Source organism: Shewanella sp. AC34-MNA-CIBAN-0136, assembly GCF_040309945.1.
Lineage (GTDB): Bacteria > Pseudomonadota > Gammaproteobacteria > Enterobacterales > Shewanellaceae > Shewanella.
This window is the reverse complement of the sequence record NZ_JBEOPJ010000018.1, coordinates 63606-83889: the sequence shown is the minus strand read 5'-3', so window position 1 is coordinate 83889 and position 20284 is coordinate 63606. Positions and strand designations below refer to the sequence as shown.

Annotated in this window: 21 protein-coding genes; 4 read left to right on the top strand and 17 right to left on the bottom strand. The window is 40.6% G+C overall.

Features of this window, described 5'->3' with window-relative positions; all coding sequences use genetic code 11:
* Positions 1–237: 237 nt before the first annotated feature.
* Positions 238–1074 (top strand): GGDEF domain-containing protein, encoded by an 837-nt coding sequence (locus AAEY94_RS16700; protein ID WP_101088161.1) that lies wholly within the window; start codon positions 238–240, stop codon positions 1072–1074.
* A 61-nt stretch (positions 1075–1135) separates the two neighbouring features.
* Here AAEY94_RS16700 and AAEY94_RS16695 read toward each other — a convergent pair whose 3' ends face one another.
* Both AAEY94_RS16695 and AAEY94_RS16690 read right to left on the bottom strand, forming a co-directional pair.
* Positions 1136–1369 (bottom strand): helix-turn-helix transcriptional regulator, encoded by a 234-nt coding sequence (locus AAEY94_RS16695; protein WP_101088159.1) that lies wholly within the window; start codon positions 1367–1369, stop codon positions 1136–1138.
* Positions 1362–1862 (bottom strand): hypothetical protein, encoded by a 501-nt coding sequence (locus tag AAEY94_RS16690; RefSeq protein ID WP_350979291.1) that lies wholly within the window; start codon positions 1860–1862, stop codon positions 1362–1364. Before AAEY94_RS16690 ends, AAEY94_RS16695 begins: the two co-directional genes overlap by 8 nt.
* 335 nt (positions 1863–2197) lie before the next feature.
* Here AAEY94_RS16690 and AAEY94_RS16685 point away from each other — a divergent pair, with 335 nt between their 5' ends.
* Entirely contained in the window at positions 2198–2470 is a 273-nt protein-coding gene (locus AAEY94_RS16685) for a hypothetical protein (protein WP_162022812.1), read from the top strand.
* A 60-nt stretch (positions 2471–2530) separates the two neighbouring features.
* On the opposite strand, the gene AAEY94_RS16680 is transcribed toward AAEY94_RS16685, so the two are convergent.
* The 7 genes from AAEY94_RS16680 to AAEY94_RS16650 all read right to left on the bottom strand — a co-directional run bounded on the left by AAEY94_RS16680 (position 2531) and on the right by AAEY94_RS16650 (position 9587).
* Positions 2531–2863: a YbaB/EbfC family nucleoid-associated protein gene (locus tag AAEY94_RS16680; RefSeq protein WP_011637860.1), complete on the bottom strand. Its 333-nt coding sequence runs from the start codon at positions 2861–2863 to the stop codon at positions 2531–2533.
* A gap of 143 nt (positions 2864–3006) precedes the next feature.
* Entirely contained in the window at positions 3007–5853 is a 2847-nt protein-coding gene (dnaX, locus tag AAEY94_RS16675) for a DNA polymerase III subunit gamma/tau (RefSeq protein WP_350979290.1), read from the bottom strand.
* A 150-nt stretch (positions 5854–6003) separates the two neighbouring features.
* Positions 6004–6555, bottom strand: coding sequence for an adenine phosphoribosyltransferase (gene apt, locus AAEY94_RS16670; protein WP_101088153.1), 552 nt, complete (start codon positions 6553–6555; stop codon positions 6004–6006).
* Positions 6556–6689: 134 nt separating this feature from the next.
* Entirely contained in the window at positions 6690–7055 is a 366-nt protein-coding gene (locus tag AAEY94_RS16665) for a YbaN family protein (protein ID WP_101088151.1), read from the bottom strand.
* A 378-nt stretch (positions 7056–7433) separates the two neighbouring features.
* Entirely contained in the window at positions 7434–8195 is a 762-nt protein-coding gene (locus AAEY94_RS16660) for an HvfC family RiPP maturation protein (RefSeq protein WP_350979289.1), read from the bottom strand.
* A complete protein-coding gene (locus AAEY94_RS16655) occupies positions 8195–9058 on the bottom strand; it encodes an HvfB family MNIO-type RiPP peptide maturase (protein ID WP_350979288.1) in 864 nt (287 codons plus the stop codon). Before AAEY94_RS16655 ends, AAEY94_RS16660 begins: the two co-directional genes overlap by 1 nt.
* A gap of 100 nt (positions 9059–9158) precedes the next feature.
* Entirely contained in the window at positions 9159–9587 is a 429-nt protein-coding gene (locus AAEY94_RS16650) for an HvfA family oxazolone/thioamide-modified RiPP metallophore (protein WP_101088145.1), read from the bottom strand.
* Positions 9588–9913: 326 nt separating this feature from the next.
* Between AAEY94_RS16650 and dusC the strand changes: the two genes are divergently transcribed.
* On the top strand, positions 9914–10858 hold the full coding sequence (gene dusC, locus AAEY94_RS16645) for a tRNA dihydrouridine(16) synthase DusC (protein WP_350979287.1): 945 nt from the start codon (positions 9914–9916) through the stop codon (positions 10856–10858).
* Between the two features lie 346 nt (positions 10859–11204).
* Positions 11205–11576 (top strand): TraR/DksA C4-type zinc finger protein, encoded by a 372-nt coding sequence (locus AAEY94_RS16640; RefSeq protein ID WP_157822830.1) that lies wholly within the window; start codon positions 11205–11207, stop codon positions 11574–11576.
* Between the two features lie 123 nt (positions 11577–11699).
* Here the strand turns inward: AAEY94_RS16640 and AAEY94_RS16635 are convergent, their stop codons facing one another.
* The 8 genes from AAEY94_RS16635 to iscU all read right to left on the bottom strand — a co-directional run bounded on the left by AAEY94_RS16635 (position 11700) and on the right by iscU (position 20273).
* A complete protein-coding gene (locus AAEY94_RS16635; RefSeq protein ID WP_350979286.1) occupies positions 11700–14237 on the bottom strand; it encodes a TonB-dependent receptor plug domain-containing protein in 2538 nt (845 codons plus the stop codon).
* Positions 14238–15029: 792 nt separating this feature from the next.
* On the bottom strand, positions 15030–15461 hold the full coding sequence (gene ndk / locus AAEY94_RS16630) for a nucleoside-diphosphate kinase (protein ID WP_041413046.1): 432 nt from the start codon (positions 15459–15461) through the stop codon (positions 15030–15032).
* A gap of 164 nt (positions 15462–15625) precedes the next feature.
* Complete coding sequence (gene rimK, locus AAEY94_RS16625; protein WP_101088137.1) at positions 15626–16522, bottom strand: 30S ribosomal protein S6--L-glutamate ligase; 897 nt, start codon at positions 16520–16522, stop codon at positions 15626–15628.
* Between the two features lie 172 nt (positions 16523–16694).
* Entirely contained in the window at positions 16695–17030 is a 336-nt protein-coding gene (gene fdx / locus AAEY94_RS16620) for an ISC system 2Fe-2S type ferredoxin (RefSeq protein ID WP_101088135.1), read from the bottom strand.
* Between the two features lie 8 nt (positions 17031–17038).
* Positions 17039–18898 carry a Fe-S protein assembly chaperone HscA gene (hscA, locus tag AAEY94_RS16615; protein ID WP_350979285.1) on the bottom strand — a complete coding sequence of 620 codons (1860 nt, stop codon included), beginning with the start codon at positions 18896–18898 and terminating at the stop codon, positions 17039–17041.
* Positions 18899–18970: 72 nt separating this feature from the next.
* Positions 18971–19495: a co-chaperone HscB gene (gene hscB, locus AAEY94_RS16610; RefSeq protein WP_101088130.1), complete on the bottom strand. Its 525-nt coding sequence runs from the start codon at positions 19493–19495 to the stop codon at positions 18971–18973.
* A gap of 56 nt (positions 19496–19551) precedes the next feature.
* Positions 19552–19875, bottom strand: coding sequence for an iron-sulfur cluster assembly protein IscA (gene iscA / locus AAEY94_RS16605; protein WP_011637876.1), 324 nt, complete (start codon positions 19873–19875; stop codon positions 19552–19554).
* A 14-nt stretch (positions 19876–19889) separates the two neighbouring features.
* Complete coding sequence (gene iscU / locus AAEY94_RS16600) at positions 19890–20273, bottom strand: Fe-S cluster assembly scaffold IscU (protein ID WP_011637877.1); 384 nt, start codon at positions 20271–20273, stop codon at positions 19890–19892.
* Positions 20274–20284 lie beyond the last annotated feature (11 nt).

Sequence of the window (20284 nt, the reverse complement as noted above, 5' to 3'; positions counted from 1 at the left end):
CAAACCAGCTTAAAGATACTCTATTGACTCATCTTTGTTACTTTAGACACAACCGCAAATAAGGCGTTAATTAACTTTTGAAAGCCATCACTTTTTTTGTTCAATCCATCTGATATTCTACTATTCAGAACTTAATATTGCCGGTGAGGACCTAAGGAGGTCATCCACGATAATATTAAAAACACCTCCAAAAACATGAGTTTTCAAATTAAAGTGTCACCTATGCAAGGACTCAATATGCAAGATAGTTTACCATTTTTAGCTAGTGGGTTGGTTATTTGCGGAGCGCTAATACTTGCAATGGCTATCACACCGGTATGGACGATATTTAGCCGACTTCCAACCGGCGAATTACGCCACAGTTGGGGATTTCTTATTCTGCTGATCCTGTTTTTCATCACAGGTTATGTCATTTACGCTAAATTTTGCTTGGTTACATTTTCTCAACCACTCGATTTAGTAGTGCCAGTGATATTTTTTTGCGGAGCTATTTTTGTATTTGTTGTGTGTAGCCTATCCCTCAAAACCACCAGTGACATTATGCAGATACATGCCCTTAAACAAGAAAACATCACTGACTCACTAACAGGGATTTTTAACCGTCGATACTTAGACCGTCGCCTCAAAGAGGAAACACAAAGGGCGCAAAGTTATTCTAAACCACTATCCATCTTCCTTATCGATATTGACCATTTCAAAAACATTAATGATAAGTATGGCCATCAGATTGGTGACTTAGTTTTGAAAAATATCGCCCAGAACATTAAAATGTCGTTAAGAGAATCAGATATAGTGGCTCGTTATGGTGGTGAAGAGTTTATCGTCATCCTTCCTCTAACCCAAGTCTCCACATCTTATACACTTGCTGAACGACTCAGAACGATTATCGAAAACACTCAGTTAGTACTGCCTGGTGAGTCTGAGATAGATATACTTCCCATTGGTGTCACTGTGAGTGTAGGTGTTGCTGGAATGACATCTGAATGTAAAGACTACCAGTGTCTGATTAAAAATGCAGACAGAGCACTCTATCAATCAAAACAAAATGGCCGTAATCAAGTGAGAGTGGCTTAGACAGGACGCAAATAACGTAACAAAAGGCTGTTTGAGGGGATTTTATTATCACGTGTTTAGGTTACTTACCTGAACGATAAGTAAAAACCTTATCCAACGGTAAATTAAACACCTCTGCAATTTTAAACGCCACTTCAAGTGTTGGAGAGTATTTATTTGACTCTATTGCCATCACCGTTTGACGCGTCACACCAATTTGTTCGGCCAGTTGCTTCTGCGTCATTTCGTTATGTAAAAAGCGTAACGTACGGATAGTATTTGAAATCCCTACTTTTACATCATCCCGATTATCCATAAATATCACCAGTGCGCCCCTGATACAATTGCACTCCGTAATGTGCCAGCTCAGCAGTTAGAAAAGCCACAATTAAAATATGCAGTGGTAAATACGGCACAGTCCGTTGTTGCATAAAATCAAAATCTTGGGCGGCGATATTATACTGAAAAATGGCAAATACAACGCCCACTTGCAAAATGATAGCCGAATATTTATAACCGACTAAACTGATTTGTTTTTCTCTCACATCCATCGGTTGTGATAACTCATCGTCGCTAATTAACGCTAATAAAATATAACTGACAACCATCAGTACAATTGAGTAAATGATGATCTCAAGCAGTAAACTTGATAACCATTCAATAGATGCAAGTTGCTCTGGGGTTGCATTAAACAACTGGCTCAAATAAAGATAGAAAATATAACCTGTTACCAAAAAATCTATCGATAGCGTTAGCTCGCGAAAGCTGGTTTCTTGCAACCATTGGTGTACTTTTTGTTTATTACTCATGTTAACCCCAGCGAACTCAAAGTAAAAAATATTTAACTCACCTCATGATAGTTTGATGTCAATCAATGTCAAATATTTTTTACTTTGAGTTAATATTTAAATGCTTTACATAAGGGTAATAGCAAAGTCTATGGCTGCATGAACCGACACAAGGTTGGTTATCTAAATAGATTGCTTAGATTGGTCAAACTCATAACTTAATGAGTAAAATAACTAAGTTACAGAATAGAGAATAAATAACTTATTGATTATATTTAGTTTTTATTTTGGCGTATAAATTGCTATAACTAGATGAGTTACTCATGGATTTATAGAATAATATTAAGGACATTATTGTGAAAAAAATCATCATTGTTATTGTTGCAGTTTTATTAGGTTACTTTATTAACCTCAAATTTGTTGAAATCGCATACTCATTAGGTTTCGCTGAATTAAAAAAAGAAACACTATTGATAAATGACCAAAAAATGAAAGTGAAATGTGATTCTTATGCCTTAGGTTTTTTTGATAAAGTTAAACTTGAAAATAAATTTCAGCAATGCATTAATGAGTACCAAGCACAAGGCTATGTAATTATTGACCAACAAGCTGCGATGAAGGCGGTTTAGCGCTGTAAATAAAAAAGCTCAAGCATTATGCTTGAGCTTTTTTATTAATTAACGACATGATTAAAATGGCATTTTCATTCCAGGAGGTAATTGCATACCACCAGTCACTTCGGCCATTTTAGTCTTTTGATTTTCTTCTATACGACGGGCTGCGTCATTACACGCTGCGGCGATAAGATCTTCTAGCATCTCTTTATCGTCTTCCATCAAACTTGGATCAATTTCAACTTTACGCACATTGTGGTTACCTGTCATGGTTACTTTAACCAAGCCAGCACCCGCTTCACCCGTCATTTCTGTGCGTGCAATTTCTTCCTGCACTTTAGCCATTTTGTCTTGCATCATTTGGGCTTGTTTCATTAAATTGCCCATACCGCCTTTTCCACCAAACATAGTCGTCTCTCTCTAATTAAGGTTGTTAGCAAGTCGTCATAATGGCGACAATCTTACTGAAATAAAATCGATTGGCAATATTACAGATACATTTTTGAGATGAAGATATATTCATTTTCTGTAAAACCACCCTATTTGTGTACTTATGAAGCGCTGATGAGTGCAATATCCTGCGCTATTTGCCCTAGTTGCTCCGATGGATATTCAATCGTGTCACTGTCTAACTGAGCCGATAAGTGTTGGATCATCCACTGAACGTTGTCATCAAGCAAAATAGATTGTTGCGCTTGCGCAATAAGCTCCCGATGAAAACGTTTACGTAACTCAAGTGGTGTTTCTCGTTTTTGCACCACACCAATCTGTATCTCAACTTCAGTTGGTCGCTCAAGGTACTCAGATAACGCTACTTGTAATTGATCGATAGCAGTTTGCGCAGACAAATGTTTCTGGTCTGGTTTTAACACCAATACTATTGGGTTTGACAATGTTGGGCACACGGAGTTCACCCCTAATTGCCTAACCCTTCCGCCAACTGACACATTAGTCATTATTTTATACCAATGTAAATCAACTTCATCGCCTTGAATGCTGTGTGGTTCAAATTTGGCGAGCACATTAGATTGAATCACCGGCTCTGCATTAATGTTTTGCGGATCAGCAGCCAGTGAACGGGTTATTTGTGCGCTGGCCGGTTTTTGATGTTGATGACCAGCTTGCTGACTGACTGAACTCGATGGTTGAAATGTTGCTTCAACTGCTGGTTTAGTCTCTTGATTAATATCTGCAAACGCATTAACGATCTCACCCTCTTTGGGCGCGACCCAAGGAGGCCTATCATAATCGGCCACAACTTTAGACTTGTCTGTTCCGTTGAGCGTTACAGATGATGCTTCGTTGGCTGTAGGTGCGCTAAACTCAGCCTGTTCTGACTTATCAGAAGACTCATTAGCGGCCGTTGTTGATGTTGATGCCGCAGCCGCTTTGCTCACTCTAGAACTGATTGTTTTTGTAGACTCTTTTTTAGCAAGTTCTTCTTGTTGCTGTAATACACCAACATCTGCAATGAGAGAATCTCGGCTGGCTAACACTTCATCTAAAAAGTCGTCTAAGTTATCATCTGCGCTAGTGAGGTTTTGACGAGCATTATCACTCATCAAGTCGCTGTTATTGTCAACAAGATGATTAACCGTTTTCGGTTCAGACATCGACTCCGAAGCTTCAGTAACATTGTTAGCTTCAGTTATCTCGTTTGAAACCGAAAACGCAACATATTCGTCATGATCCGAGGGTTGATATTCCATTGACGGATCGTCTGCTTCGTCATAATCCATAAAGGAATAGGCATCAAGTGAGCTGTTATCTGCACTATCACTCGATTGGCTATTTTCTACTGTATTGGTGTCTGCTTTACTCGGCACTAATATAGGTTGCTCTGCAACCTCTTCAGACTCGGTAATATCATTAGCCAAATTTTCAGTATTGGATTCAACAGTTGCTTCAGTATCAGCATTATGAACAACATCATCAGATGAAGTTGCACTAACAACATCAGCTTCGGCAGCTTTATCGACATCATCATTAATAAGCTGGTCAGACTGCATATCGACACTTTTGGGCGGCAATGAGTTAAACCCTAAGCTTTGTGCTTGGTCCAACAATAAAGCTTGCTCGGCAACCAACGATGGCTCGACAGCGATATCATCGAGAACATCAATATCTTCAACTTCGGGGGTCGGCAACTCTTCAGCCTGAATAGCGGGTACTGCTATCGTTAAATCATTATGCGTTTGAGGCAGAACATCAGGCTTTGGGCCTGTTTCAATGACCTCTTGCGCTGAAGTTGATGAGTGATCGATAACACTTAAATCAATATTAGCCGGTGTCGTTGTTACCCAACGTTTTACTTGTTTCTCGGGCGTAAAGGCTACCGCACGAAGCAGTGCCATTTCCAAGCCCGATTTAGGATCGGGAGCAAAGGGTAAATCTTTACGGCCGTTAAGCAGCATTTGGTAATAAAGCTGTACTTGTTCAGGCGCTAATTGCTGCGCGAATGCCAAAATTTGCTCACTAAACAGCGATTGCTGTGCAGCAGCTGGGGCAAATTGAGTTAAGGTGATTTGATGTAATAATTCTAATAAGCTACGCAATACTTCTTCGGCATCTGCGCCAAATGCCAATACTTTTGCCACTGTTTGCATTAATGGCCCAACATCGGCATCACACAAGGCTTTTAATAACGCGAGCACATGTTGCTCATCAATACTGCCCAACATGGTTTGCACTTGTGTAAGCATCACTTGACCACTGCCAAACGCTATCGCTTGATCCGTTAAACTGAGCGCATCACGCATACTGCCATTGGCCGCTTTGGCTAATAAACTCAGTGCTTGTAACTCAAATGGTAACTTTTCTTGAGTGATAACATACTCAAGTTGCTTGCTAATTTCGTCCTGCGATAAACTTTTCAAATTGAACTGTAAACAACGAGATAGCACAGTAACCGGCAGTTTGTGCGGATCGGTCGTCGCTAATAAAAACTTAACGTGCTCTGGAGGCTCTTCTAAGGTCTTTAGGAGTGCGTTAAAACTACTACGCGATAACATGTGGACTTCATCGATTAAGTAAACCTTAAAACGACCACGGGATGGGCGATACTGTACATTGTCGAGAAGTTCACGAGTATCATCAACTTTGGTGCGCGAAGCAGCATCGACTTCAATTAAATCGACAAATCGACCTTGGGCAATTTCAATACAACTAGAGCATTCACCGCACGGCGTAGCAGTAACGCCTGTTTCACAATTAAGACCTTTAGCAAACAAACGTGCCAAACTGGTTTTGCCCACGCCGCGCGTACCGGTAAACAGGTAAGCATGATGTAAGCGTTGTTGGCTCAGTGCATTGGTTAATGCCATTAATACATGGGATTGGCCGACCATTTGTTCAAATTTAGCTGGACGCCATTTGCGGGCGAGTACTTGGTAAGACATGAAATTCCCCACAGAGAGCTATCGGGAGTCAATCCCTTTAAAGGGGTTAACAATAACATGCCAAGGGCCGGCATGCTATTGTTGAGCAAGCATTTGATAGAGCAAAGTCTAGTTAACTGCTTAATAAAATGGCAGTTTATTTTACTTTACTTACTCACCGTCAAACTCGCATAAACTTAACACTTCAATTCCCATACCTTGTAAGCGCTTCTCGCCACCAATTTCTGGTAATGAGATAACAAACGCAGCATGGCTCACTTCACCGCCTAATTGACGAATAAGTTTTACAGTCGCTTCAATCGTGCCACCGGTGGCTAATAGATCATCAATAACGAGCACTTTATCATTAGCATTAATCGCGTCGACATGAATTTCTAAGGTGTCTTTACCGTATTCTAAGTCATAAGTTTGGCTTATGGTTTTACGGGGTAATTTACCCGGTTTACGTACAGGTACAAAACCAACGCCGAGCTCTAACGCAAGTGGGGCACCAAATAAAAAACCACGCGCTTCAGTACCAACCACTTTAGTGAAACCTTTTGATTGATAATGAGCGACTAGAATCGCAATCGTGGCTTTATAAGCTTCTGCATTTTCAAGCAAACTGGTGACGTCACGGAACATGATGCCTGGTATTGGATAATCAGGAATGGTTTTAATGCTCTGCTTAATAAGCGCTAAACTGTCTTGGTTCATCATAATGTAGTTAACTCTATCTGAAAGTGATTACGCAATAAAAAAGTCCACGTCAATGGTGGACTCTGGTAAAAATACTAGTGTGATCTTATGCCCGTTTAATCTCAGTTGCAACAGGCATGCATTAACCAGGCTATTTATTATTCTAACTCTGGGATCCGCCACAAGAAAAATAATAAAACAAGCATCATGCACAACAACATAATTTTCACCCATATTATCGGTACAATCATAATACTAATCGTAAAACTAAGGCCGCTCATTAACATGGCTTTTCGCTTGAGCGATCGGCTCAACGCACGTTTCGATTGCCACTGAGAGATACCTTCAGCAAACCAAGGGTGATTGATTAGCCAATGATGAAGGCGATCACTAGATCGAGCAAAACAAAACGCAGCCAATAAAATAAATGGCACTGTAGGTAAAAGAGGCAGTGCAATGCCAATAATGCCTAACACTAGACTGCACAAACCAATAATGAGAAAAAATCCGCGTTTCACTGCCATATGCGCCCTCATACAAACAAAAAAACCACTCTATCCGAGTGGTTTAATAAGACAATATCATGACAGGTTAACCTGAAGTAAGCGTTAAATTAATCCTGTTGCTTTCAACCATGAAAGACTCGCGGGTAATGTTGGAATTAATAAAACCAAAATAAAACCAATAAAATAAAAGATGTTAAACGGGTCTTTAAACGGCTGACTCATGATTATTCCTAGATTAAGGTGATGTTGTGACTGCGATAACTCACGTCTTTCATTTGTTATATTATGCAAACTGTTGAGTGAGCATAGCGCACAACAGACGTGAAGCGGATCACAAAAAGTGGCTTATTTTAGACCCATCTTCACAAAATAAAAACCTTAAATATATTAAGCCTATTATGACTCGATTGATGAAATAACAATGCCCTTTTGGGCCAGTTGTTGCAATAAAGGCAAGCAGCCTGACAACAAGGTGTCATTTGGCATTTGTGGATAATGCTCACTTAACCAACTTATAATGGCATCGACTGTTACACCCTGTTGAGAATGAGTCATTTGTTCAATGTAAGCTAACACTTGCGCACTTAATGGTGTCAGCTGTAAAAATGCGACGTCATCATCAGCACCTCTAAATACACAAAAAAAGTTCGCTTGTGCTGTCGGCTCTATAGGCTGGTAGTCAACACTAATATGTTGAACGTCAAAGGCATATTGCGCCACTTTGGCACAAGCTGCTAGGCGTAACCTATGTTGGTTTAGTTCGATAGTATTGATCGATTGAGCTGCGGGAGTATCTGGCGCGACAGCGACACATAATTCTAACCATTCATAATGTGCTAACGGCAACATAAAAACAGGATCATCTTCTGTCATCTGGTATTCATGTTGTAAAAACGCTAAAAACTCACCGGCTATTTCAACAAATATTGGTGTCTTACAATCGTGGGTGACAAAAAATTGCTGCACTAAAGCCTGCCATTGTTCGTCCTGATATACACTTTTCAGCACCGGAAACGCACTCGACACAAAACCTGCAATATTATTAAAAAATAATTCTCGATAGATTTTCATGCGCCTAGGTTCAATCCCCTCGGGCAATGGCAAACTAGGATCGCGGATATAGTCCATAAATTGTTGTTGTACTTCAATGAAACCCATTATGCCTTCCTCAATATTGACTGCTGCGTTAAGGCATTTTGTTGATACTGATGAATTTGATTAATCTCATTAAGAAGTATGTCTGTTTTTGGAATATTAAAGTCACGCTCAAGCAAGGTCGGGTGCACGCCATGTAATTGGTAACACTGCTGCAATAAGGCCCATACAGGATCGATAATATCCGCACCGTGAGTATCAACCATTAAGTCGGCCTCTTCTTCATAGTGCCCTGCAATATGCAGATAAGCGATTCGTTTGGTAGGCATAGCCGCTAAGTAAGCTGCAGCATCGTATTGATGGTTAATTGAATTAACGTAAATGTTATTTACATCAAGCAGTAATTTGCAGTCGGCCTCTTGCAGCACCGCATTAACAAACTCTTGTTCGGTCATTTGTGCACCTGGCGCCGCATAAAATGACACATTCTCTAAAATAAATGGACGCTCGAGTATGTCTTCAACTTGCTTTATCCGCTTAGCGGTATGGATGACTGCATCATCAGTAAATGGGATTGGCATCAAATCATACATATGGCCAGTACCAGAGCAATAACTTAAATGCTCTGAATACACTTCAATATTATGCTCATCCAAAAAGCGTTTTATATTTTGTACAAATTGACTATCAAGCGCTGCAGGACTACCAATGGATAATGAAAGCCCGTGGCAGAAAAAAGCATGTTGGTCAGTTAATGTTTTAAATTGACGCCCAAACTTGCCGCCTAATGTCATCCAATTTTCAGGCGCCACTTCGAAAAAATTAATGGCAGATGGTACCTGCTGACAAAATTCATCCAGCATTTCACGGCGAAGTCCTAAACCGACACTAGCCTGACCCTGTGCGTTGCTATGCTGAATAGACATAATGCGTCCTTAAAAATAAAAAACAGATAAAACTAAGGCCTGAATCTCAGGCCTTAATTGTGTCAGATAAGCCAAAGCATTATCAAATAGAAGTCATTAATTATTTCTGACCGCCACACTTACCTTCACCACACTTACCTTCTTTGGCTTTCTCAGCAGACTTTTTCATGTCACCGCCACATTTGCCTTCGCCGCACTTACCTTCAACCGCTTTCTCAGCGGATTTTTTCATGTCGCCGCCGCATTTGCCTTCGCCACACTTACCTTCAGCTGCTTTTTCAGCAGACTTCATTTTATCGCCGCCACACTTGCCTTCGCCACATTTACCTTCGGCCGCTTTCTCAGCAGACTTTTTCATGTTCTCGCCGCATTTGCCTTCACCACACTTGCCTTCTCCGCCATCAATTTGATAACCAGAAGTTAATTGTTGAAAACCAAATGGGTTAGCTTCTACTTGAGCAGAAAAGCCAGCAGTCATTACAACAGAACCTAATGCAACCGCTAAAGTAGTTTGTTTGATTGAATTCATAATAATTATCTTCCTATATCTTGATTGTGTATGGTGACCAACATCATTGCCGGCTTGGTTAAAGAGACCTGCAGTAAGTAAATTTTATTGCAAAAAAATTAAAAAAACGTGAAAAATGTCTATTTATTTAACACAAATACTTGCTAGGCAGCCTCAAAACTAATGCCATGTATATTTAACATAAATACAACAAAATCGCTATCAATATGATTATTAGCAATAATTTGATTAGTTAATCGACAAAAAAACACGTGTAGCAATTTAGTACTGATATCAAATAATAAACACGCTAAAATGACGCACTTTTGACTTCAGCAAGGTGTACTGTGCGCGTTATTTTAGCTCCAATGGAAGGTGTGGTTGATGACCATATGCGTGAAATTTTGTCTGCCATCAACCCATTTGACCTGGTTGTGACTGAGTTTGTCAGGGTAGTCAATCAACTCATACCAGACAAAGTGTTCTTTAAATTGTGCCCTGAGCTACTTCGTCAAGGGCTAACCGCATCTGGAACACCTGTACGTGTTCAGTTATTAGGACAAGAACCTGAATGGATGGCACAAAATGCCATAAGAGCAATAGAATTAGGTTCAAATGGTGTTGATGCAAATTTTGGGTGTCCAGCTAAAACCGTCAATAAAAGCAAAGGTGGCGCAGTATTACTCCAATATCCTGAGAATATTTACAATATAGTCAAAGCCATGCGCGATGCAGTGCCTTTAGAACATCCTGTTACTGCTAAAATCCGTTTAGGCTACGAAGACAAGTCATTATTTATGGAAAATGCCTTAGCGGTGTATGAAGCTGGCGCAACAGAGCTTGCAATTCATGCTCGTAGTAAAACCGACGGTTATAAACCACCGGCATATTGGGAATACATTACTGAAGTAAGACAACGCCTGCCAATTCCTGTTATCGCTAATGGAGAAATTTGGAATGCCGCAGATGCTCAGCGATGCATGGATGTCACTGGCTGTGACAGTATAATGATTGGCCGAGGAGCTATTTCTTTGCCAAACTTAGGCGATACCATTAAAACCGGTGCGACCCCATTCAGTTGGCAACAAACCCTAAGTTTACTTATGGCTTATACCGATAAAGAACTCAATGGGCGTAAGTCCGATTACTACCCTTCGCGGATTAAACAGTGGTTTAGTTACTTGAACCGTCAATATCCAGAAGCGGATACTTTGTTTAGAGAATTACGAATATTCAAAACTACTGAAGAAATCGTTAAGGTTCTACAGCATGCTCATAGATCGCTCATATAAGCTTGCAACAACGCACCAACTATACTATTTCGGATTAAATCAACCTTGGTGAAAATGTGTCATCAAGGTTATAAACCGTATTAATCCTAAGTCATCACAAAATAGCGAAATTATCTTTTTTTGTGTTCAATCAGCTGCGATTAATTAACCATATATATGCGACAATCAATCATAGCTTATCGCTAAGACAGACACATAACGTTGGCTGAGATGAATAAATGATAAATTATTATTCATGTTTTTATCACAGAAATCTTATCGAGAATTGATCTTCGTCATAACGCCTGCTTTATTTGTGCCTAAAATAGATTACCTACATTGGCATAGTCAGTTAAGGTTATCTCAGTTGCACAACACTCAGGACATACAGCAAAAACTTCAACAACTTGAACTTATTTTGAGGCGTGAGTTAATGCTGGTTATCAAGGATTCATTAAAAGCTACTGAAGTTGCTCATATTTCAATGGAAACCCCTCTGGTGAAAGTGATTGATTACCTACCACAAGTCAAACTAATCAATACTGATATTTTTACTAAGTTCATGAAGCTAGATGCTGCTTATTGTCAGCTTGAACTGGGTTTATATGGTCTTTGCTCTGATTGTGAAATGGACATAGAACCGCCCCGCTTAATCGCCGATCCGACAGAACAACGTTGTACCGGTTGTGAACAGAAATTCCGTCGAGAACATCGACATGAATTACGCTTAAATCACTAGATTTCTATATTATTGACATAAAAATCAACGTAATAAAAAGGCCTACAATAATGTAGGCCTTTTTATGTCAGACAATGTAGCTGTCACACTGTCTGATGTGTAGCTCAATAACTAAATCGTTATTTAGAACTTAACCGTTACGCCACCGAAGTACTGACGGCCAATAGTGTCATACACTTCAGGAACAGTACCGCCATCGCTACCGTTAGAAACACGTGATGGCTCTTCGTCGCTTAAGTTTTTAACACCAGCGGTTAAAGTAATCATGTCTGTAACATAATAAGTACCTGAAACATTATGGTACAGAATTGAATCAACATCTGTGCCTTCTGCTAAATCAGTCATCTCACCGACATAACGGTTGAAGTACATTACACTCCAAGAATCTTGACCAGCTGAAACGCTAAAGTTGTTGCGAACTTTCGCGTAAGCACCAAAGTTACCGTCGATAGTATCAGTATAATCTTGACCATCTTGCTCGAAATTAAGCAGATAAGTCATGTCATTGTTAATTTTCCAATCTAAACCTAAACCTTCAAAGTTATAGGCTAAGTTAAAGTCAACACCACTAGTATCTTGAGTACCCACGTTAGTTAACGCATTTGTTAAACTACGTAAATCACCTTCTTGTGTGATATTAAACGTTTCACAAGCAGACGCTTTACCAGCTTTACAATTGTCTAAACCAGCTTGAGTGTCTAAACGTGCAATTGCGTTATCAACTTTGAAACGCCAGTAATCTAATGTTACAGACATACCTTCAACATAGTTTGGTGAGTACACTAAACCTGCAGTGTATGATTCTGACTCTTCAGGTTTTAGATCTGGATCTGATGTACGATTAACTAATATTTGACCTGGTTGATCAGCGTCTGATAACCAAGGATCTGTTAGGTAATCGAATGAACCTGAATTACCTGCATACAATTCAGATACACTTGGAGCACGGAAACCAGTGGCTGCTACTGTACGAAGCATCAAATCATCAGTTGCTTCATAAGTTAAACCGACTTTCCAAGTAGACGCTTTACCGAATGTTGAGTAATCGTCATAACGCAGTGCAAATTCACCAGTTAACTTTTCAGTGAAAGGTACGCTAACCTCTTGGAAAAAAGAGATAACGTTGTACTCACCTTCAGTTGGATCTTGTTGTGCAGCAGTACTTTCACCAGCGACCACTATTGGATCTGGATTGTAGAAACCACTTTCACGACGATACTCAGCACCGATAGCAAAACCAACCGCACCAGCAGACAATTCAAATAACTCACCATTTAAACCAGCAGACAGAGTTTGTTGCTCGTTACCACCGTTAGCTTTCTCTGAATATCCTACAGCATCTTTTTGATCTTGAGTTAACGGAGCGCCAGAAAACCATGAATCTTGATCAGCATAAATTGAGTTGATCATATCATTTGCATTGATAGAGTTATCAACTGACGTTGACGCTTCGTTCTTACCGAAAGTGTAAGACACATCCCAGTTCATACCGGTGTGTACATCAAGTAATCCTGCTAAACCTGCAGACATACGCCATGTATTCGTATCTTGAGAATATATACGAGGACCCACATCCTTGGTACGTCTTGCATAGAACACTTGACCGTCATCATTAGCTTCAATGCCAGCCGCAGTCATGCGGCTGTCAATGGTCATACAGTTTAAAGGATCGACACCTGGTTGACCGCATACATCTAAATAAATCTGTGCAGGCTGTCCCGCTAATTGTTGGTTTGAACGACGATTAGTGTAAATAGCATCTGCAGTTAATACGACATCATTACCTAACTCTTGTGTCATATTCGCAAACAAGCTACGACGCTCACTCGGTGTTTGATAGTAGCTATCTTGGGTATAGTCATAACGTTCATAAAGATCAGCGCGAGGAACCCAGTTACCACTAGAGTCTCTTGATAAGCCTTCCAACGTGCCTGTAGGAATAATGCCACTTGTCGCTAATTCAGTCCAATCGCGGTCTGACTGCACAATATCACGACGGTCAGAGAAAGCTGCACCAATTGTGTAGTTACCGCCATCGGTATTGAAACCGTAAAGCATACTTACGTCACCGTTTTCGCCATCACCTTTATCGGTGCCACTGCCGTTAACGTCCAACTGTAAACCTTCGAAATCTTTCTTGGTAATAATGTTCACTACGCCAGCAATCGCATCTGAACCATAAACAGCTGAGGCGCCGTCTTTTAAGATCTCAACACGTGCAATCATTGCTACTGGAATAGAGTTCAAATCAACAGAGCTATCTGCACCTGAACCTGAGTTAACCATACGGCGGCCATTCACTAGTACTAAAGTACGCGCTGCTCCCATACCACGTAAATCAACTTGTGCTACACCATCTGCACCGTTGTTTGTGCTAGAACCAACAGCAGCACCAGCCATTGACGTTTGAGCTTGAAGTAGTTGGTCAACTGAAGTGAAACCTTCTGCGCGAATAGCTTCTGCAGAAATAATGGTAACTGGAGAAGCCGTTTCCATGTCTTGACGCTGAATACGAGAACCGGTGACTTCGATTCTTTCAACTTTCTGCTCATCGGCAGCAAATGCTGCTGAAGAAAATAAGCCTGTTGTCGCGACACTTGTTGCTGCTACTGCTAGTAAACTACGGCGAATTGCCTTAGCAGTTAATGTGACTGAACTCATGAATAAACTCCCTATAACTTGATATAAAATAAAACAAGTCGTTATATTTTTAATTATGAATAATTGGTCATTGCCAATTATTGAAAAACATTATTAATGAATAAAAAACCTTTAGTCAATAAGGGCAACATGTGAACAACATCACATTTAACATGTGGATTGATAATTAATTTGACTTAAAACGATCCATTTAAAATCAATAAGTTACCGAATTTAACGGCATTTATCAAGATTATTAACATTTTAAACCGCAAATAAAAATACAAATTAAAGACCATAAAAAAACAAATAAATACATATTAAAATACAAAAACGAAACACAGATAACAATTTGAAAACAATTGATCACAAAATGCATCAAAAATTAATTTTCAATATTTTAAATAAAATAGATTATTTGTCGTAAAAAACGTCAGAATGACATTTCAATATTACTGAGTATTTATTCAGAAAAGTAACTTGTTAGCATTTTTATAGACTAAATCTATTCAAAACGGCCTTAATATCGGTCCTGAGAAGTCCTGTTTATTAAACGGCAAAAAAGCCTGTTTGGTGATATTTCGTATAAGATTCGGAACTTTCTGACGGAGTACAGATACTTTATTTAACACTATATCAACACACCAATTCGCAATATTATTGTTAATTAAATGTTTTGTTTTTAGTCAACGCAATACGGTGAAATAGTCGATTTAAGCACGAAGAAGTCGTTATCAAACAAAGTGCTCAATATCTGAAGAGCGGACACAAAAAAGGAGCCGAAGCCCCTTTTTTATCAACTTACAGCAACGATTAACGAGTGCGTGGGCACACTTCGTCAGCGCTGAAGAAGTAAGCAATTTCGCGTGCCGCTGATTCAACTGCATCAGAACCGTGAACTGCGTTTTCGTCGATGCTTGCAGCATAGTCAGCACGTAAGGTGCCACGAGCAGCTTCAGCTGGGTTAGTTGCACCCATGATTTCACGGTTAGCTAGAACAGCGTTTTCGCCTTCTAACACTTGAACCATTACTGGACCAGAAGTCATGAAAGAAACTAAAGCACCAAAGAAAGGACGTGCGCTATGTTCAGCGTAGAAACCTTCAGCTTGTTCTTTAGATAGTTGTACCATTTTAGAAGCAATGATCTTAAGACCAGCTGATTCAAAACGGTTATAAATAGCGCCAATGTGGTTTTTAGCAACTGCATCTGGCTTGATAATAGAAAATGTGCGTTCGATCGCCATAACTAGCTTCCTTAATGTGAGCAAGTTTAAAAAATTCGCGCGGATTATACGTAATTTAGCCATATATTCCTAGCCTTATCCGCTTTTACGGTGATATTTCATCACTAAATTGAGTCATTTTTATTAACATGACCCAATTTCTGCTCTTTGGTAATCGCTAAATCTTATTGTGCTGACTTGATGGACTTGTTGGCATTCTTTTCCATAAAGCCAATAATGGCGTCGGCAACGTCTTTTTGAGTCGCTTTTTCAATGCCTTCTAAACCAGGAGATGAGTTAACTTCCATCACAACCGGACCATGGTTAGAACGTAATAAATCAACCCCAGCAATATTTAACCCCATTGTTTTTGCAGCGCGAAGCGCGACTGATCGCTCCTCCGGAGTTAATTTAACCAAAGTAGCACTGCCGCCACGATGTAAATTAGAACGAAACTCACCCGGCTTTGCTTGGCGCTTCATCGCAGCAATCACTTTATCGCCCAGCACAAAACAGCGAATATCAGCGCCTTGTGCTTCAGCAATATATTCTTGCACCATAATATTGGCTTTGAGTCCCATAAAGGCCTCAAGCACGCTCTCTGCAGCTTTGCGGGTTTCAGCTAATACCACGCCAATGCCCTGAGTACCTTCTAACAATTTAACCACTAATGGCGCACCGCCGACCATATCAATCAAATCAGGGATATCGCTGGGTTTATTGGCAAAACCAGTGATCGGCAAGCCAATACCTTGACGTGATAACAGCTGCATTGAACGCAATTTATCTCGTGAACGCGCTATTCCAATTGAACCATTAACCGCATACACACCCATCATTTCAAATTGACGTAATACTGCAGAACCGTAGAAGGTCACTGAAGCACCAATACGAGGGATGACAGCATCAAAATGCCCCAGATCTTTACCCGCCATATGAATGCTAGGTTTGGTCATATTGATATTCATATAGCACTTTAATGGATTAATAACTTTGACTTCGTGTCCGCGGGCGACAGCAGCTTCAACTAAGCGTTTAGTAGAATATAATTGCGGGCCTTGAGACAGTATTGCGATGCGCACAGAGTGCTCCAAAATTGGAATTTTCGCGCATCATACGCTGAGTTTATTTAAAATCAATGACTGGAATGACCACAGATAAAAAAAGAGCCAATCTAGCAAGATTGGCTCTTTTTTTTGTGATCAATTACCCGCTATAAATGGGATTATTGATACGCTAATACTTCGGCAAACACTAACCTTCGCTGACCATATTGACTGTGTATTTAGGAATATCGATAATCATATCGCAATCCACCACTTTAGCTTGGCAAGATAAACGACTTTCAGGCTCAAGTCCCCATGCTTTATCTAGCATGTCGTCTTCTAACTCATCACTTTCGTCAAGCTGTTCAAAACCTTCACGCACAATGACATGGCATGTAGTACAAGCACATGACTTTTCGCACGCATGTTCAATATGAATACCGTTACGCAGCGCAACGTTTAAAATGGTCTCACCCACTTCTGCTTCAAGTACTGCGCCATCTGGACAAAGTTCTTGATGGGGTAAAAATACTAACTGTGGCATCATTTCACCTATATGTTGTCGACCGACTGCCCTTTTAGCGCCGCTCTAATAGAATTATCCATACGTCTTGACGCAAAATCTTGGGTTTTATCATCGAGATTTGCAATCGCTTTTTCAATGGCATCAATATCATCTTGCTGTGCTACGGCATCAAGTTGGGCAATCGCAACGACTAACTCTTCGCGTTCTTGCTCGTCTAGAAGCGCTGCATCTTTTGCCAAAGCAGCATTAAGCGATTCGATCACCCGCGCCGCTTCAACTTTTTGTTCAGCCAGCATACGACGAGTAATGTCATCTTTCGCATACTTCATCGAATCTTTTAACATGGTTGCTATTTCAGTATCAGATAAACCAAATGACGGTTTAACTTGAATCGATGTCTTAACCCCGGTGGACTTTTCCATCGCAGTAACACTAAGCAAGCCATCAGCATCTACTTGGAATGTCACCCGGATATGTGCAGCACCTGCCGCTAGAGGCGGAATACCGTGTAAGGTAAAACGGGCCAATGAGCGACAATCATCAACGAGTTCACGCTCACCTTGCACCACATGGAATGCCATGGCCGTTTGACCATCTTTAAACGTGGTAAACTCTTGTGCGCGAGCAACGGGAATAGTGGTATTACGAGTAACCACTTTTTCAACCAGGCCGCCCATGGTTTCAACACCTAGGGATAATGGAATCACATCTAATAGTAACAAATCCGATTCAGGCTTATTACCAACAAGAATATCTGCTTGAATCGCGGCACCAATAGCAACAACACGATCAGGATCGATTGATGTCAATGGTGTCTTTTTGAAAAAAGTTTCAACTTGTTCACGCACCAATGGCACGCGAGTTGAGCCACCGACCATGACGGTTTCAATAACCTCATCCACACTCACGCCAGCATCACGTAAAGTACGACGACAACTGCCGATGGTTTTTTTCACCAACGCGCCAATTAACTCGTTAAGTAAGCTTTTATCGACAATGCAGGTTAATGTCTTTTCAGCCATGACGACAGAAGCTTCAACGCTGTCATTGTCAGTCAACGCTTCTTTAACTCGGCGAGCTTCAATCAGTAATTGACGTGCTAATTGACTGCCTGGTTCTGTTATCTGCCATGCCTGTTGTAAATGGCTCACGAGTAAGTGATCGAAATCATCACCACCCAATGCAGAATCACCACCTGTGGCTAACACTTCAAATACGCCACGGTTTAATCGTAAAACCGAGATATCGAAAGTACCGCCGCCCAAGTCGTAAATGGCAATCACACCTTCTTGCTTTGAATCTAATCCATAAGCAATGGCTGCTGCAGTGGGTTCGTTCAATAAACGTAATACTTTAACACCCAATAATTCAGCAGCATCTTTGGTACCTTGACGTTGTGCATCATCAAAATACGCAGGTACGGTAATCACCACGCCTTCTAATTCACCACCTAATGTGGTTTCAGCTCGCGCAATTAAAGGTTTTAAAATTTCGGCAGACACTTGAATAGGATTAACTTGTCCCATCGGCGTAGTAAACACTGGCAAGCCGTTTTCACTCGCGTGTAATGCGTAGGGTAAACGATGTACACCAGACTGAATATCAGTGAGGCTACGTCCCATAAAACGCTTCACAGAAACGATGGTGTTTTGTGGTTCTAAAGCTGATTTGTCTTGAGCTTCATAGCCAACTAACACATTGGTTTCGCCATAATGCACCACAGACGGCAATGAATGACGACCTTGCTCATCAGGCAAAGTTAATGCTTGAGCACTTCTTACCGCAGCAACAAGTGAGTTGGTGGTACCAAGATCAATTCCAACCGCAAGACGATGCTGGTGCGGTGCGGCGCTTTGGCCAGGTTCTGCAATTTGCAACAGTGCCATAGTGTTCCAACTTGTTGTGTTATCGATTAGCCAAGCTAATCATAAATAATAAGGTTTAGAATTTAGGGCCAATTAGTCGAGCAAGCCATCTTCAATACGGGCTAACTCATCATGTAATTTTGCCATAAATTTTAGCTTACGAATTTGATCTGCCGCTAATAAAGCATCTGAACTTTCATCACTAATCAATAGCGTCGCTAGCTTAGTGAATAATGTTGACTCAAATTCAGCAAACGAATCATACAGTTCATCAATTGATGACTGTGGTTCACTACTATCTTTGATGTCTTCAAGTGCTTCACGCCACTCCATTTGCTGCATCAAAAATGCACCATCTTTCAATGTTGTGGTTTCATGACTTAATTCAATTCCGCGCAAGCTCAACATATGTTCAGCACGGCGTAAGGGATTCTTTAACGTTTGATAGCCATCATTAACTTGTGCAGTACGCTGTACTGAAAGGAGCTTTTGTTGCTCGGTATCATTAGCGAATTTATCGGGATGAACCGCCCTTTGCAGGTCGCGATAGCGCTCTGCAAGTAAGGCGGTGTCGATATCAAAGGCAGGTACTACATTAAACAGGTCGAAATAATTCATGGGCAGATATCATGCTTACTGTTTGATATAAAACGGCTTAATTAGGTGAACAATGATTAAACGGTGAAACTTTCACCACAACCACACTCACCCTTTGCGTTAGGGTTATTGAACTGAAAACCTTCGTTTAGGCCTTCTTTGACAAAATCAAGTTCAATACCTTGCAAATAAATGAAGCTTTTTGCATCGATGATGATATTCACACCTTCGATATTATAAAGTTCATCATCGTCATTGAGATCGTCAACGAACTCAATGACGTATGCCATTCCTGAACAACCTGATGTTCTCAACCCAAGGCGCAAGCCGAGGCCTTTCCCGCGATTAGCAAGAAACGATCTAACTCGATCAGCCGCAGCGGGGGTCATTGAAATTGCCATCTTAACTCCAGGTATTACTTAGCTTGTCTGCTTTTGTACTCTTCAATTGCTGCTTTAATGGCATCTTCAGCCAAAATTGAGCAATGAATTTTAACCGGCGGCAATGCTAACTCTTCGGCGATGTCTGCATTCTTAATCGTCGCTGCTTCATCAACGCTTTTGCCTTTGACCCATTCTGTTACTAATGAGCTAGATGCAATTGCGCTACCGCAACCATAGGTTTTGAATTTTGCATCTTCAATAATGCCGTCAGCATTAATTTTAAGTTGCAATTTCATTACATCACCACAGGCGGGTGCACCAACCATACCAGTTACTACTGATGGATCGTTCTTATCAAATGAACCTACGTTACGTGGGTTTTCATAATGATCGATTACTTTTTCGCTATAAGCCATGATACTGCTCC

What these genes read in the sequence shown, in the direction of transcription:
- AAEY94_RS16700 (WP_101088161.1), top strand. Translation starts at nt 238, where the DNA reads ATGCAAGATAGTTTACCATTTTTAGCTAGTGGGTTGGTTATTTGCGGA.
- AAEY94_RS16695 (WP_101088159.1), bottom strand. Translation starts at nt 1,369, where the DNA reads ATGGATAATCGGGATGATGTAAAAGTAGGGATTTCAAATACTATCCGT.
- AAEY94_RS16690 (WP_350979291.1), bottom strand. Translation starts at nt 1,862, where the DNA reads ATGAGTAATAAACAAAAAGTACACCAATGGTTGCAAGAAACCAGCTTT.
- AAEY94_RS16680 (WP_011637860.1), bottom strand. Translation starts at nt 2,863, where the DNA reads ATGTTTGGTGGAAAAGGCGGTATGGGCAATTTAATGAAACAAGCCCAA.
- dnaX (WP_350979290.1), bottom strand. Translation starts at nt 5,853, where the DNA reads ATGTCTTACCAAGTACTCGCCCGCAAATGGCGTCCAGCTAAATTTGAA.
- AAEY94_RS16665 (WP_101088151.1), bottom strand. Translation starts at nt 7,055, where the DNA reads ATGGCAGTGAAACGCGGATTTTTTCTCATTATTGGTTTGTGCAGTCTA.
- AAEY94_RS16660 (WP_350979289.1), bottom strand. Translation starts at nt 8,195, where the DNA reads ATGGGTTTCATTGAAGTACAACAACAATTTATGGACTATATCCGCGAT.
- AAEY94_RS16655 (WP_350979288.1), bottom strand. Translation starts at nt 9,058, where the DNA reads ATGTCTATTCAGCATAGCAACGCACAGGGTCAGGCTAGTGTCGGTTTA.
- AAEY94_RS16650 (WP_101088145.1), bottom strand. Translation starts at nt 9,587, where the DNA reads ATGAATTCAATCAAACAAACTACTTTAGCGGTTGCATTAGGTTCTGTT.
- AAEY94_RS16635 (WP_350979286.1), bottom strand. Translation starts at nt 14,237, where the DNA reads ATGAGTTCAGTCACATTAACTGCTAAGGCAATTCGCCGTAGTTTACTA.
- ndk (WP_041413046.1), bottom strand. Translation starts at nt 15,461, where the DNA reads ATGGCGATCGAACGCACATTTTCTATTATCAAGCCAGATGCAGTTGCT.
- fdx (WP_101088135.1), bottom strand. Translation starts at nt 17,030, where the DNA reads ATGCCACAGTTAGTATTTTTACCCCATCAAGAACTTTGTCCAGATGGC.
- hscA (WP_350979285.1), bottom strand. Translation starts at nt 18,898, where the DNA reads ATGGCACTGTTGCAAATTGCAGAACCTGGCCAAAGCGCCGCACCGCAC.
- hscB (WP_101088130.1), bottom strand. Translation starts at nt 19,495, where the DNA reads ATGAATTATTTCGACCTGTTTAATGTAGTACCTGCCTTTGATATCGAC.
- iscA (WP_011637876.1), bottom strand. Translation starts at nt 19,875, where the DNA reads ATGGCAATTTCAATGACCCCCGCTGCGGCTGATCGAGTTAGATCGTTT.
- iscU (WP_011637877.1), bottom strand. Translation starts at nt 20,273, where the DNA reads ATGGCTTATAGCGAAAAAGTAATCGATCATTATGAAAACCCACGTAAC.